This window comes from Leclercia sp. G3L, from assembly GCF_021117075.1.
Classification (GTDB): Bacteria; Pseudomonadota; Gammaproteobacteria; order Enterobacterales; family Enterobacteriaceae; genus Enterobacter; species Enterobacter adecarboxylatus_C.
The window spans coordinates 2,656,841-2,670,712 of record NZ_CP088265.1; the positions used below are offsets into that span (position 1 = coordinate 2,656,841).

Here is a 13,872-nt window from a genome sequence, read left to right on the forward strand (position 1 = left end):
ATTATCTCACCACAGCGTTGATCGCAGGCTGACTCACGTTAAAATCACGCGTTTTTGGAAGTTATCTAAATAATTGTGCGGGATCACGACAATGAAAAAAGTGGCATTACTGGGCCTCGGCGGCCTGATGTTCGTTTCTGCGGCAGCGAACGCAATTTCCATCAGCGGCCAGGCCGGTGAGGACTACACCAACGTTGGCGTCGGTTTTGGCACCGAAACGTCGGGTCTGGCCGCGAGCGGCAACTGGACCAATAACGACGATGAGGGTGACGTGGCCAGCATCGGTCTGGGTCTGAACGTGCCTCTCGGTCCGTTCCTTGCCACCGTGGGCGGTAAAGGCATCTACACCAACCCGAAAGACAGCGATGAAGGCTATGCGGCAGCGGTAGGCGGTGGTCTGCAGTGGAAAATTGGCAACAGCTTTGGTCTGTTTGGCGAGTACTACTACTCTCCGGACTCCCTCTCCAGCGGTATCGATAGCTACGAAGAGGCCAACGCGGGTGCGCGCTGGACCATCATGCGTCCTGTCACCATTGAAGCGGGCTACCGTTACCTTAACCTGGCGGGCAAAGACGGCAACCGCGACAACGCCGTCGCTGATGGCCCGTACGTGGGCGTAAGCGCAGGCTTCTGATCTCCCGGCGCGGCGTTCTGCCGCGCCTGTTTCTCTCTTCCCCCCACAGCCGATTGCGCTATAGTGTTTTCACCACAAATGCGGGAGAACACAATGATAAACGTGGAGATGCTGTCCACTGGCGATGAAGTGCTGTATGGACAAATCACTGATACCAATGCGGCCTGGCTGGCGGATATTTTCTTTGAGCAAGGATTACCCCTAACGCGGCGTAACACGGTGGGCGACTCGCTGGAGTCGCTGGTCAACGTCCTGCGTGAACGTAGCGAACAGGCGGATGTGCTGATTGTAAATGGGGGCCTCGGCCCCACCAGCGATGACCTGAGCGCGCTGGCCGCCGCCACGGCGAAAGGCGAAGAGCTGGTGCTGCATACCGAGTGGCTCAGCCATATGGAGCATTTCTTCAGCGATCGCGGCAAAGTGATGGCTCCCAGCAACCGCAAACAGGCAGAAATTCCGGCCAGCGCGGAGTTGGTTGATAACCCTGTCGGTACCGCCTGCGGCTTTGCCGTTCAGCTTAATCGCTGCCTGATGTTCTTCACCCCCGGCGTTCCGTCCGAATTTAAGGTGATGGTGGAAAAAGAGATCCTGCCGCGTCTGCGGCAGCGTTTTACCTTACCGGAACCCCCGATCTGTTTACGACTCACCACTTTTGGCCGCTCGGAGAGCGACCTGGCGCAGAGTCTCGATCATCTGGTGTTACCGCCAGGCGTGACGATGGGCTACCGCTCCTCCATGCCGATTATCGAACTGAAATTAACCGGCCCGGCCACCGAGAAGGCCGCAATGCTGGCCCTGTGGCCTGAGGTGCAGCGCGTGGCGGGTGAGAACCTGATCTTCGAAGGCACCGAAGGACTCCCGGCGCAAATCGCCCGCAATCTACAGGCCCGCCAGCTGAGCCTGACCCTGAGCGAGCAATTTACCGGTGGCCTGCTGGCGTTACAGCTCTCGCGGGTAAGCGCTCCACTGCTGGCAAGCGAGGTGGTGCCTTCCCAGGAGGAGACCCTGGCGCAAACTGCCCACTGGGTGGCCGAGCGGCGCGTGAAACATTTTGCCGGTCTGGCGTTAGCGGTGTCGGGTGCGGAAGAAGATCATCTCAACTTTGCCCTGGCTACCCCGGAAGGCACCCACGCCCTGCGGGTGAAGATGAGCACAACGCGCTACAGCCTGGCAGTCCGTCAGGAGGTCTGCGCGATGATGGCGCTTAACATGCTGCGTCGCTGGCTGAACGGCAAGCCGGTGGCCACTGAACATGGCTGGATCAACGTCGTCGAGACGCTGTTCCTGCCGTGATTTTTGCGCGCCGGGCTCCCGTCCGGCGCGTTGTTGTCCAACCTGTTGTACTCGCTCTGTTTTTTTCTGCGCTGTTCGTCACAATTTTATCCTGCTGTTTGTCCAGCTGGCTGGAACCCTCCGGCGATTTGAACTCGCTCACAAATAAACCCGCCCTCAGCCGCAACACTGATTCCAGTATTCAGGACTGGAGTCCAGCATGTTGGAATCAACCAAAGTACCGGCGCTGACCCGCGCCATCGATATTCTCGACACCATTGCCCGTCTGGGGCCCTGTAGCGCCGCGACTATTATCGACGCGCTGGGGATCCCGAAAAGCACTGCCTATCTGTTGCTGGGTGAACTGAGAAGACAGCGTTTTCTCAGCCTCGACAGCCAGGACAACTACTGCCTGTGGACCCGGCTGGTGGAGCTGGCGGGCCATGCGGTCAGCCGGATGGATCTGTGTGAGATGGCGCGCCCGCGCCTGACGCAGCTGATGGACGAGAGCGGCCTGCTGTGCCATCTCGGCATTATCGATAACGGCAGCGCTTACTACATCCTCAAAATCGAGTCGCCCGCAACCATCAGCGTGCGTTCCCACGAGGGGAAAAGCCTGTCGCTCTCCCGCTCGGGGATTGGCAAATGCCTGCTCGCCTGGCAGCCCGAGCGGGTGCAGGAGGCCATTATTGCCAGCCTGGACTGGGAGCGGGTCACCCCTACCACTATCACCAGCGCCGGGCAGATGCGCGACGAGCTGGCACGCATTCGCGCCAGAGGCTGGAGCTTTGACAACGGGGAAGACTACCCCGACGTGCGCTGCGTGGCGGCGCCGGTCTTTAACGCCAGCAACGACCTTACCGCGGCAATCTCGGTGGTGGGTACCCGGCTGCAGATCAACGAGGACAACCGCGATTACCTGGCCGGTAAAGCGATTGCCTGCGCGAAAGATATTTCCCGTTTACTGGGCTGGAAAAGCCCCTTCGATCAAGCCTTATAATATGGAGAACATCATGACCCTACCGAAGATTAAACAGATCCGTGCCTGGTTTACCGGCGGCGCTACGGCAGAGAAGGGCGCAGGCGGTGGTGATTATCACGACCAGGGGGCCAACCACTGGATCGACGACCACATTGCCACCCCAATGAGTAAATATCCGCAGTATGAACAGTCGCGTCAGTCCTTCGGCATTAACGTCCTCGGCACGCTGGTTGTCGAAGTGGAGGCCGACAACGGCCAGACCGGTTTTGCGGTCTCCACCGCCGGAGAGATGGGCTGCTTTATCGTTGAGAAGCACCTCAGCCGCTTTATTGAAGGCAAGTGCGTCAGCGACATCAAGCTTATTCACGACCAGATGCTCGGGGCGACCATGTATTACGCTGGATCCGGCGGGCTGGTGTTGAACACCATCTCCTGCATCGACCTGGCGCTATGGGATCTGTTCGGCAAGGTGGTCGGCTTGCCGGTCTACAAGCTGCTCGGCGGTGCGGTACGGGATGAGATCCGCTTTTATGCTACCGGCACGCGGCCGGACCTGGCGAAAGAGATGGGCTTTATCGGCGGCAAAATGCCGACCCACCGGGGGCCGCACGATGGCGACGCCGGGATCCGCCAGGACGCGGCAATGGTGGCGGAGTACCGCGAGAAATGCGGTCCGGACTTCTGGCTGATGCTCGACTGCTGGATGAGCCAGGACGTGAATTACGCCACCAGACTGGCCCACGCCTGCGCGCCCTATAACCTGAAGTGGATTGAGGAGTGCCTCCCGCCGCAGCAGTACGAAGGCTATCGCGAACTGAAGCGCAATGCCCCGCCGGGAATGATGGTGACCAGCGGCGAGCACCACGGCACCCTGCAATCCTTCCGCACGCTCTCCGAAACCGGGATCGATATCATGCAGCCGGACGTTGGCTGGTGCGGCGGCTTAACCACCCTGGTGGAGATCGCCGCTATCGCTAAAGCGCGGGGACAGCTGGTGGTGCCGCACGGCTCGTCGGTTTACTCCCACCATGCGGTGATCACTTTCACCAACACGCCGTTCAGCGAGTTCCTGATGACCAGCCCGGACTGCGCGACGCTGCGTCCGCAGTTTGATCCGATCCTGCTTGATGAACCGGTGCCGGTGAATGGCCGCATCCACAAATCGGTGCTGGATAAACCCGGCTTCGGCGTCGAGCTGAACCGCGATTGTGCCCTGAAGCGTCCTTACAGCCACTAATCCGTCGCGCCGCGCTTCGGCGTGGCGTCACCTTTTACTGAGGATTGTCCATGAGTATGACTCTGCTCGACAGCGTGGTCAGGAAAAACCGCGCCCGCCTGATCCCGTTCATGCTGGCGCTCTACGTGCTGGCATTTCTGGATCGCTCTAATATCGGCTTCGCCAAAGAGAGCTACCAGATTGATACCGGGCTCAGTAACGAAGCCTATGCCCTGGGCGCCGGGATCTTCTTTGTGGTTTACGCCCTGCTGGGGGTGCCCGCTAACCTGCTGATGCGCAAGTTTGGCGCACGGACATGGATTGGCACCACCACGCTGCTGTGGGGGTTCCTCTCCGCGGCGATGGCGTGGGCCGACACGGAAAGTAAGTTTCTGCTGATCCGCACCCTGCTGGGGGCAGCGGAGGCAGGCTTCTTCCCCGGCATGATCTACCTCACCTCCCAGTGGTTCCCCCAGCGCAACCGCGCCAGCATCATGGGGCTGTTTTACATGGGCGCGCCGCTGGCGTTGTCGCTCGGATCGCCGCTCTCCGGGGCGCTGCTGGAAATGCACGGCTTTATGGGCCATCCCGGCTGGTTCTGGATGTTTATTATCGAAGGGCTGATTGCCGTGGGGGCAGGGGTCTTTACCTTCTTCTGGCTGGACGATACCCCGCAGCAGGCGCGGTTCCTCACTGCTCAGGAGAAGCAGGTGCTGATTAATCAGCTGGCGGGGGAGGAACAGAGCAAGGCCACGTCCCGGCTGAGCGATGCCCTGCGCAACGGTCGGGTCTGGCAGCTGGCGTTTATTTACATGACTATCCAGATCGCCGTCTACGGGCTGATCTTCTTCCTGCCGACCCAGGTGGCGGCCCTGCTCGGCACCAAAGTGGGCTTCACCGCCTCGGTGGTGACCGCTATTCCGTGGGTTGCGGCGCTGTTTGGCACCTGGCTCATCCCGCGCTACTCCGACCGCACCGGCGAGCGGCGCAACATCGCCACGCTGACTTTGCTGGCCGCCGGTATTGGAGTGGGCGTCTCAGGGCTGGTATCGCCGTGGCTTGCGATGGTGGCGCTGTGCGTGGCTGCGGTCGGGTTTATCGCCGTGCAGCCGGTCTTCTGGACCATGCCGACGCAGCTGCTCTCCGGCACCGCGCTGGCGGCGGGGATTGGCTTCGTCAATCTGTTTGGCGCAGTGGGTGGTTTTCTCGCTCCGCTTATCCGGGTGAAAGCCCAGACCGTATTTGGCAGCGATGCAGCCGGGCTGCTGGCGCTGGCCGGGATTGCGATCCTCGGCGCACTGGCGATTCTGGTGCTGGGCGTGACCCGCAGCGTGCCGCAGGCCGATCGCGTACATCATTAATATCAGGGAGTTATTATGCAAAACGTTCTTTCCAACCCCTTTAAGCAGGCTCTGCGTAACGGTGAAACGCAGATCGGGCTGTGGCTGAGCTCCACCTCATCTTATATGGCGGAGATCGCGGCGACCTCTGGCTACGACTGGCTGTTAATCGACGGGGAGCATGCGCCCAACACGGTGCAGGATCTCTACCACCAGCTGCAGGCGATTGCCCCTTATGCCAGCCAGCCGGTGATACGCCCGGTTGACGGTGACCGCAGCCTGATCAAACAGGTGCTGGATATTGGGGCCAGGACGCTGCTGATCCCAATGGTCGACAGCGCCGAACAGGCCCGGGAGATCGTCTCCGCTACGCGCTATCCGCCGCTGGGCGTACGCGGCGTGGGGGCCGGCGTGGCGCGGGCTGCGCGCTGGGGACGGGTGGAGAACTACATGGCCCGGGCCAACGACGAGCTGTGCCTGCTTATTCAGGTGGAGAGCAAAACCGCACTGGATAATCTGGATGCGATTCTGGAAGTTGAAGGAATTGACGGGGTGTTTATCGGTCCGGCCGATCTGTCGGCTTCGCTGGGCTATCCCGACAACGCCGGTCATCCGCAGGTGCAGGCCATTATCGAGCAGGCGATCCGCCGGATCCGACACGCGGGTAAAGCCGCGGGCTTCCTGGCGGTGGAGCCTGAGATGGCGACGCGTTGTCTGGCGTGGGGGGCGAACTTTGTTGCCGTCGGGGTCGATACCATGCTCTATACCGGAGCGCTGGACGAGCGGCTGGCGCTGTTCAGATCCGGCAGCGCCCGGGCCAGTAAAAGCAGCTACTGACCGGGTTACATTTCGATTTCGATATCACCTTTTGCCCGGCAGCAGCAGGGCAAAATTTCCCCTTCGTTGATGAAGGCCAGCGGTTCGGTGATCCAGTCGACCTGACCGGTCACCAGGCGGCAGCGGCAGGAGCCGCAGTAGCCTTCACGACACTGGTATTCGACCTCAATCTGGTGGGATTCCAGCGCAACGAGCAGGGAAGGGTGTTCTTCCTGGCACAGGAGTTCTGTGCCAGTAAGACGAAGCGTCACGCGGCTCATCAGAGCTGGAAGTCGCTCAAATCGTCGGTGTTGACTTCGGAGTCAATCTGACCGACCAGGTAGGAGCTGACTTCCACTTCCTGCGGTGCCACCTGAACGTTATCGGACACCAGCCAGGTGTTGATCCACGGGATTGGGTTGGAGCGGGTCTGGAACGGCAGGTCGAGGCCCACAGCCTGCATGCGGATGTTGGTGATGTACTCCACGTACTGGCAGAGAATATCTTTGTTCAGGCCAATCATGGAGCCGCCCTGGAACAGGTATTCCGCCCACTCTTTTTCCTGCTGTGCCGCCTGGACAAACAGGTCATAGCTCTCCTGCTTGCACTCTTCAGCAACCTCGGCCATCTCCGGATCGTCCACGCCGCTGCGCAACAGGTTCAGCATATGCTGGGTGCCGGTCAGGTGCAGGGCTTCATCACGGGCGATCAGACGGATGATTTTGGCGTTGCCTTCCATCAGCTCGCGTTCCGCGAAGGCGAAGGAGCAGGCGAAGCTGACGTAGAAGCGGATCGCTTCCAGGGCGTTAACGCTCATCAGGCACAGGTAGAGCTTTTTCTTCAGCTCACGCAGGTTCACGGTGACGGTTTTACCGTTCACGGTGTGGGTGCCTTCACCCAGCAGATGCCAGTAGCTGGTCATCTCGATCAGGTCGTCATAGAAGTGGGCAATACCCTGCGCGCGCTTCAGGATCTGATCGTTGGTAACGATATCATCGAACACAATCGCCGGATCGTTGACGATATTACGGATGATATGGGTGTAGGAGCGGGAGTGGATCGTCTCGGAGAACGCCCAGGTCTCGACCCAGGTTTCCAGCTCAGGGATAGAGATCAGCGGCAGCAGCGCCACGTTCGGGCTACGACCCTGGATGGAGTCCAGCAGCGTCTGATACTTCAGGTTGCTGAGGAAGATGTGCTTTTCATGTTCCGGCAGGGCCTGGAAGTCGATGCGGTCGCGGGAAACGTCAACTTCTTCCGGACGCCAGAAGAAGGAGAGTTGCTTTTCAATCAGCTTTTCGAAGATGTCATATTTTTGCTGATCGTAGCGTGCCACGTTGACCGGCTGGCCGAAGAACATCGGCTCTTTGAGCTGGTCGTTTTTCGTCTGTGAAAAGGTGGTGTATGCCATGAGTGTGTCCTGTGAGAGATTTTGTAGGTCGGGCAAACAAAATCGTAGGCCGGGTAAGCGTAGCGCCACCCGGCATTTACATTAAATCTTACATGCGCCGCTTTCGCAGCCATCATCCTGAATGGACGGGGCCAGATCGTCCTGCGCATCTTCCGCACCGTCACGGGTGTTTTGATAGTACAGGGTCTTCACGCCGAATTTATAGGCGGTAAGCAGGTCTTTCAGCAGCTGCTGCATCGGCACTTTCCCGGACGGGAAGCGTGACGGATCGTAGTTGGTGTTCGCAGAGATCGACTGGTCGATAAACTTCTGCATGATGCCCACCAGCTGCAGGTAGCCGTCGTTATTTGGCATTTCCCACAGCAGCTCGTAGTTGTTTTTCAGCAGCTCGTAGTCCGGCACCACCTGACGCAGGATCCCGTCTTTCGAGGCTTTGATGCTCACGTGGCCGCGCGGCGGCTCGATGCCGTTGGTGGCGTTGGAGATCTGCGAGGAGGTCTCGGACGGCATCAGGGCAGAGAGCGTGGAGTTACGCAGGCCGTGGGTTTTAATGGACTCACGGAGCGCTTCCCAGTCCAGGTGCAGCGGCTCGTTGGCGATCGCGTCCAGGTCTTTCTTATAGGTGTCGATCGGCAGAATGCCTTTGGCGTAGGTGGTTTCGTTGAACCACGGGCAGGCACCCTGTTCGATAGCCAGATCGTTGGAAGCCTTCAGCAGGTAATACTGAATGGCTTCGAAGGTCTGGTGCGTCAGGTTGTTGGCGCTGCCGTCGGAATAACGCTTGCCGTTTTTCGCCAGCCAGTAGGCATAGTTGATCACGCCAATGCCGAGGGTACGACGACCCATTGCACCGCGTTTTGCCGCCGGGATTGGGTAATCCTGATAATCCAGCAGCGCATCCAGGGCACGTACCGCCAGCACCGCCAGCTCTTCCAGCTCGTCGAGGCTGTTAATCGCACCCAGGTTGAACGCGGAGAGCGTACAGAGGGCGATCTCGCCGTTTTCGTCGTTCACATCTTCCAGCGGTTTGGTCGGCAGGGCGATCTCCAGGCACAGGTTGGACTGGCGCACTGGGGCAACGACCGGATCGAACGGGCTGTGGGTGTTGCAGTGGTCAACGTTCTGGATGTAGATACGGCCAGTGGAGGCACGCTCCTGCATCATCAGCGAGAACAGCTCAACCGCCTTCACGCGCTGCTTGCGGATGCTGTCGTCGTTTTCGTATTGAACGTACAGGCGCTCAAACTCATCCTGATCGGCAAAGAAGGCGTCATACAGGCCCGGAACGTCGGATGGGCTGAACAGGGTGATGTCGCCGCCTTTCAGCAGACGGGTGTACATCAGCTTGTTGATCTGAACGCCGTAGTCCATGTGACGCACGCGGTTTCCTTCCACGCCACGGTTGTTTTTCAGTACCAGCAGGCTTTCAACTTCCAGGTGCCACATCGGATAGAACAGGGTCGCTGCACCACCGCGCACGCCGCCCTGAGAGCAGGATTTCACCGCGGTCTGGAAGTATTTGTAGAACGGAATACAGCCGGTGTGGAACGCTTCACCGCCGCGAATTGGGCTGCCCAGCGCGCGAATGCGACCGGCGTTGATGCCGATACCGGCGCGCTGGGAAACGTATTTCACGATGGCGCTGGAGGTGGCGTTAATGGAGTCCAGGCTGTCGCCGCACTCGATCAGCACACAGGAGCTGAACTGGCGGGTTGGGGTGCGCACGCCGGACATAATTGGCGTAGGCAGAGAAATCTTGAACGTGGAGACCGCGTCGTAGAAACGCTTCACGTATTCCAGACGGGTTGCACGCGGGTAGTTAGAGAACAGGCAGGCGGCGACCAGAATGTAGAGGAACTGGGCGCTCTCGTAGATTTCGCCGGTCACACGGTTCTGGACCAGGTATTTACCTTCCAGCTGTTTTACCGCGGCGTAGGAGAAGTTCATATCACGCCAGTGATCGATAAACCCGTCCATCTGCTTGAACTCTTCTTCCGTGTAGTCTTCCAGCAGATGCGTGTCGTATTTGCCCAGCTCAACCATCTTCACCACATGATCGAACAGCGCTGGCGGCTCAAACTGGCCGTAGGCTTTTTTACGCAGGTGGAAAATGGCCAGACGGGCAGCGAGGTACTGATAATCCGGTGCTTCGCGGGAGATGAGATCCGCTGCCGCTTTGATGATGGTTTCGTGGATATCAGAGGTCTTGATGCCGTCGTAGAACTGGATGTGGGAGCGCAGTTCAACCTGGGAGATAGATACGTTGTTCAGTCCTTCTGCTGCCCAGTCGAGAACACGATGGATTTTGTCCAGATTGATACGCTCGGTAGCACCGTCGCGCTTTGTCACCAGCAGACTCTGATTCATGTGGGTTTTTACCTGTCCGTGAAAAAAAGAAATATCCCCCGTTTATCCACAGGTTGTTGTGGATAAATACTATATATAGGGGTTTCGCATTAAGCATAACGCAAGATGGTGAGTATTCTAGTAAGGATTCTTTTCAGTACAAGAGTTGATTTTGAGGTTAAATTGAGGTTGTCAAAGCGTAAAAAAGCGTAAGTCCTCGTACCGTAAGGCCTGGACGTGATGTCAATAATTTAGAAAAAAAAATGAAAATTTGATCGACTGCTGATTTCTTCAACGGGTGGTCAAAAATGCGCAACGGGGGGTTGCGCATTCGTTAGAAAAAGAGTGGATATTCTTAGTCTTTTTTTGCGGTGGTATGGAGCATGTAGTTCACGTCCACGCCCGGCGCCAGTTTGAACTTGTCGGTCAGAGGATTGTAATGCAGACCGGTCATGTGCTGCTCTTTCAGCCACGTGCCGTCAACCCAGCTCAGTAATTCGGCCGGTTTGATGAATTTTTTCACGTCATGCGTACCTTTTGGCACCATCCGCAGCACGTACTCCGCGCCGACCACCGCCATCAGCCACGCCTTACCGTTGCGGTTGATAGTGGAGAAGAACACCTGACCGCCCGGCTTCACCAGCGCCGCACAGGCTTTGACTACCGATTGCGGGTCGGGAACGTGCTCCAGCATCTCCATGCAGGTGACGACGTCATACTGATGGGCATGCTTTGCGGCGTGCTCCTCAACCGTTTCCTGCACATACTCTACCTGAATGCCGCTTTCCAGCGCATGCAGTCGCGCCACCTGCAGCGGCTCGAAGCCCATATCCAGTCCGGTCACCGTGGCGCCTTCGCGCGCCATGCTCTCGGCGAGAATGCCGCCGCCGCAGCCCACATCGAGCACCTTTTTACCGAACAGGCCGCCGGAACGCTCCGCGATATAGCCCAGACGCAGGGGGTTAATGCGGTGCAGGGGTTTGAACTCACCTTCAAGATCCCACCAGCGCGAGGCGACGGCTTCGAATTTAGCGATCTCTTCATGGTCAACGTTGGGAGCCACCGGGGATTTTTCCGCATTCATGGACGCTTTTACTCCGTAATTTAAAGACGAGGAAGTATATCAGGATAACAAAGCAAATTAGTTTAAACCTGAGCGGGTGTGTTATAATTTCCGACCTTTGAATCCGGGATACAGTAGAGGGATAGCGGTTAGATGAGCGACCTTGCGAGAGAAATTACACCGGTTAACATCGAGGAAGAGCTGAAGAGCTCCTATCTGGATTATGCGATGTCGGTCATTGTTGGCCGTGCGCTGCCGGATGTCCGCGATGGACTTAAGCCGGTACACCGTCGCGTACTATACGCCATGAACGTATTGGGCAATGACTGGAATAAAGCCTACAAAAAATCAGCCCGTGTCGTTGGTGACGTAATCGGTAAATATCACCCCCATGGTGATACTGCAGTTTATGACACCATCGTCCGTATGGCACAGCCATTCTCACTGCGTTACATGCTGGTTGATGGTCAGGGTAACTTCGGTTCTGTCGACGGCGACTCCGCCGCGGCGATGCGTTATACGGAAATCCGTATGTCGAAAATCGCCCATGAGCTGATGGCCGATCTGGAAAAAGAAACCGTTGATTTCGTCGATAACTACGACGGCACCGAGCGCATTCCTGATGTGATGCCAACCAAGATCCCTAACCTGCTGGTAAACGGTTCTTCCGGTATCGCCGTAGGTATGGCCACCAACATTCCACCGCACAACATCACGGAAGTGATCAACGGCTGTCTGGCCTATATTGACGATGAAGAGATCAGCGTTGAAGGGCTGATGGAACACATCCCGGGCCCGGACTTCCCGACCGCCGCCATCATTAATGGCCGTCGCGGTATTGAAGAAGCGTACCGTACCGGTCGCGGCAAGATCTATATTCGTGCCCGCGCCGAAGTCGAAGCCGACGCGAAAACCGGCCGTGAGACTATTATCGTCCACGAAATTCCGTATCAGGTGAACAAAGCGCGCCTGATCGAGAAGGTTGCCGAGCTGGTTAAAGAGAAACGTATTGAAGGGATCAGCGCGCTGCGTGATGAGTCTGACAAAGACGGCATGCGCATCGTGATTGAGATCAAACGTGACGCGGTAGGGGAAGTGGTTCTTAACAACCTGTACTCCCTGACTCAGCTTCAGGTCTCCTTCGGCATCAACATGGTTGCGCTGCACCATGGTCAGCCGAAGATCATGAACCTGAAAGACATTCTGAGCGCGTTCGTGCGTCACCGCCGTGAAGTGGTGACCCGTCGTACCATTTTCGAACTGCGTAAAGCCCGCGATCGCGCGCACATCCTTGAAGCGCTGGCGGTTGCGCTGGCGAACATCGATCCGATCATCGAGCTGATTCGTCGTGCACCAACCCCTGCCGAAGCGAAAGCGGGCCTGATCGCGCAGCCGTGGGATCTGGGCAACGTCTCTTCCATGCTGGAACGTGCCGGTGACGACGCCGCGCGTCCTGAGTGGCTGGAGCCGCAGTACGGTATTCGCGATGGCAAATACTGGCTGACCGAGCAGCAGGCTCAGGCGATTCTGGATCTGCGTCTGCAGAAACTGACCGGCCTTGAGCACGAAAAACTGCTCGACGAGTACAAAGAGCTGCTGGCACAGATTGCTGAACTGCTGCATATCCTGGGCAGCGCCGATCGTCTGATGGAAGTGATCCGTGAAGAGCTGGAGCTGGTCCGCGATCAGTTCGGCGATGAGCGTCGCACCGAAATTACGGCGAACAGTGCTGATATCAACATCGAAGACCTGATCAACCAGGAAGACGTTGTTGTGACCCTGTCTCACCAGGGCTACGTGAAGTACCAGCCGTTAACCGACTACGAAGCACAGCGTCGTGGCGGTAAAGGCAAATCAGCGGCACGTATTAAAGAAGAAGACTTTATTGACCGCCTGCTGGTGGCCAACACCCACGACACCATCCTCTGCTTCTCCAGCCGGGGTCGTCTGTACTGGATGAAGGTTTATCAGCTGCCGGAAGCGAGCCGTGGCGCGCGTGGACGTCCAATCGTCAACCTGCTGCCGCTGGAGCAGAACGAGCGTATCACCGCTATTCTGCCGGTTCGCGAGTACGCGGAAGGCGTGAACGTGTTTATGGCGACCGCCAGCGGCACGGTGAAGAAGACCGCCCTGACCGAATTCAGCCGTCCGCGTTCTGCCGGCATTATTGCCGTCAACCTGAACGAAGGCGACGAACTGATTGGTGTGGATCTGACCTCCGGTTCCGACGAAGTGATGCTGTTCTCTGCCGCCGGTAAAGTCGTGCGCTTCAAAGAGAGCGCAGTGCGCGCCATGGGTCGTACCGCGACCGGCGTGCGCGGCATCAAACTGGCGGGCGAAGACAGCGTCGTCTCCCTGATTGTTCCGCGCGGCGAGGGAGCGATCCTGACCGTTACGCAGAATGGCTACGGTAAACGTACTGCCCAGGACGAGTATCCAACCAAGTCCCGCGGCACGCAGGGCGTTATCTCGATCAAAGTGACCGAGCGTAACGGCTCCGTTGTTGGTGCGGTGCAGGTTGATGATACCGACCAGATCATGATGATCACCGATGCCGGTACGCTGGTGCGTACCCGCGTGTCAGAGATCAGCGTGGTGGGCCGTAACACCCAGGGCGTGATCCTCATCCGTACCGCGGAAGATGAAAACGTGGTGGGTCTGCAGCGCGTTGCTGAGCCGGTGGATGACGAAGAGCTCGACTCTATCGACGGCAGCGTAGCGGAAGGTGATGATGAGATCGCACCCGAAGCCGACACCGACGACGATGTAGCGGATGACGCTGAAGAGTAATG

General features: G+C 58.1%; 11 protein-coding genes. 7 read left to right on the forward strand and 4 right to left on the reverse strand.

Annotated features, from left to right (window positions below):
- The first annotated feature begins 91 nt into the window (after positions 1-91).
- The 6 genes from LRS40_RS14090 to yfaU all read left to right on the forward strand — a co-directional run bounded on the left by LRS40_RS14090 (position 92) and on the right by yfaU (position 6,281).
- Positions 92-634, forward strand: a complete 543-nt coding sequence (locus LRS40_RS14090; protein WP_142486533.1) for a YfaZ family outer membrane protein — start codon at positions 92-94, stop codon at positions 632-634.
- A 93-nt stretch (positions 635-727) separates the two neighbouring features.
- Positions 728-1,927 carry a nicotinamide mononucleotide deamidase-related protein YfaY gene (locus tag LRS40_RS14095; RefSeq protein ID WP_142486532.1) on the forward strand — a complete coding sequence of 400 codons (1,200 nt, stop codon included), beginning with the start codon at positions 728-730 and terminating at the stop codon, positions 1,925-1,927.
- 199 nt (positions 1,928-2,126) lie between these two features.
- Entirely contained in the window at positions 2,127-2,906 is a 780-nt protein-coding gene (locus LRS40_RS14100; RefSeq protein WP_231311847.1) for an IclR family transcriptional regulator, read from the forward strand.
- A 13-nt stretch (positions 2,907-2,919) separates the two neighbouring features.
- A complete protein-coding gene (gene rhmD, locus LRS40_RS14105) occupies positions 2,920-4,125 on the forward strand; it encodes an L-rhamnonate dehydratase (RefSeq protein WP_231311848.1) in 1,206 nt (401 codons plus the stop codon).
- 50 nt (positions 4,126-4,175) lie between these two features.
- Entirely contained in the window at positions 4,176-5,465 is a 1,290-nt protein-coding gene (locus LRS40_RS14110; RefSeq protein ID WP_231311849.1) for an MFS transporter, read from the forward strand.
- Positions 5,466-5,480: 15 nt separating this feature from the next.
- On the forward strand, positions 5,481-6,281 hold the full coding sequence (yfaU, locus tag LRS40_RS14115; protein ID WP_231311850.1) for a 2-keto-3-deoxy-L-rhamnonate aldolase: 801 nt from the start codon (positions 5,481-5,483) through the stop codon (positions 6,279-6,281).
- A gap of 5 nt (positions 6,282-6,286) precedes the next feature.
- Here yfaU and yfaE read toward each other — a convergent pair whose 3' ends face one another.
- The 4 genes from yfaE to ubiG all read right to left on the reverse strand — a co-directional run bounded on the left by yfaE (position 6,287) and on the right by ubiG (position 11,101).
- Entirely contained in the window at positions 6,287-6,541 is a 255-nt protein-coding gene (gene yfaE / locus LRS40_RS14120) for a class I ribonucleotide reductase maintenance protein YfaE (RefSeq protein WP_142486527.1), read from the reverse strand.
- Positions 6,541-7,671 (reverse strand): class Ia ribonucleoside-diphosphate reductase subunit beta, encoded by a 1,131-nt coding sequence (gene nrdB, locus LRS40_RS14125; protein WP_142486526.1) that lies wholly within the window; start codon positions 7,669-7,671, stop codon positions 6,541-6,543. The genes yfaE and nrdB overlap by 1 nt, the downstream gene beginning before the upstream one ends.
- Positions 7,672-7,752: 81 nt before the next feature.
- A complete protein-coding gene (gene nrdA, locus LRS40_RS14130) occupies positions 7,753-10,038 on the reverse strand; it encodes a class 1a ribonucleoside-diphosphate reductase subunit alpha (RefSeq protein WP_231311851.1) in 2,286 nt (761 codons plus the stop codon).
- 334 nt (positions 10,039-10,372) lie between these two features.
- A complete protein-coding gene (ubiG, locus tag LRS40_RS14135) occupies positions 10,373-11,101 on the reverse strand; it encodes a bifunctional 2-polyprenyl-6-hydroxyphenol methylase/3-demethylubiquinol 3-O-methyltransferase UbiG (protein ID WP_156264271.1) in 729 nt (242 codons plus the stop codon).
- Between the two features lie 132 nt (positions 11,102-11,233).
- Here ubiG and gyrA point away from each other — a divergent pair, with 132 nt between their 5' ends.
- Entirely contained in the window at positions 11,234-13,870 is a 2,637-nt protein-coding gene (gene gyrA / locus LRS40_RS14140) for a DNA topoisomerase (ATP-hydrolyzing) subunit A (RefSeq protein ID WP_142486523.1), read from the forward strand.
- Positions 13,871-13,872 lie beyond the last annotated feature (2 nt).

Excerpts from the sequence above, each read along its gene's own strand:
- nrdA (WP_231311851.1), bottom strand. The coding sequence starts at position 10,038 with ATGAATCAGAGTCTGCTGGTGACAAAGCGCGACGGTGCTACCGAGCGT.
- yfaU (WP_231311850.1), top strand. The coding sequence starts at position 5,481 with ATGCAAAACGTTCTTTCCAACCCCTTTAAGCAGGCTCTGCGTAACGGT.
- LRS40_RS14110 (WP_231311849.1), top strand. The coding sequence starts at position 4,176 with ATGAGTATGACTCTGCTCGACAGCGTGGTCAGGAAAAACCGCGCCCGC.
- yfaE (WP_142486527.1), bottom strand. The coding sequence starts at position 6,541 with ATGAGCCGCGTGACGCTTCGTCTTACTGGCACAGAACTCCTGTGCCAG.
- rhmD (WP_231311848.1), top strand. The coding sequence starts at position 2,920 with ATGACCCTACCGAAGATTAAACAGATCCGTGCCTGGTTTACCGGCGGC.
- LRS40_RS14095 (WP_142486532.1), top strand. The coding sequence starts at position 728 with ATGATAAACGTGGAGATGCTGTCCACTGGCGATGAAGTGCTGTATGGA.
- gyrA (WP_142486523.1), top strand. The coding sequence starts at position 11,234 with ATGAGCGACCTTGCGAGAGAAATTACACCGGTTAACATCGAGGAAGAG.
- LRS40_RS14090 (WP_142486533.1), top strand. The coding sequence starts at position 92 with ATGAAAAAAGTGGCATTACTGGGCCTCGGCGGCCTGATGTTCGTTTCT.
- nrdB (WP_142486526.1), bottom strand. The coding sequence starts at position 7,671 with ATGGCATACACCACCTTTTCACAGACGAAAAACGACCAGCTCAAAGAG.
- LRS40_RS14100 (WP_231311847.1), top strand. The coding sequence starts at position 2,127 with ATGTTGGAATCAACCAAAGTACCGGCGCTGACCCGCGCCATCGATATT.
- ubiG (WP_156264271.1), bottom strand. The coding sequence starts at position 11,101 with ATGAATGCGGAAAAATCCCCGGTGGCTCCCAACGTTGACCATGAAGAG.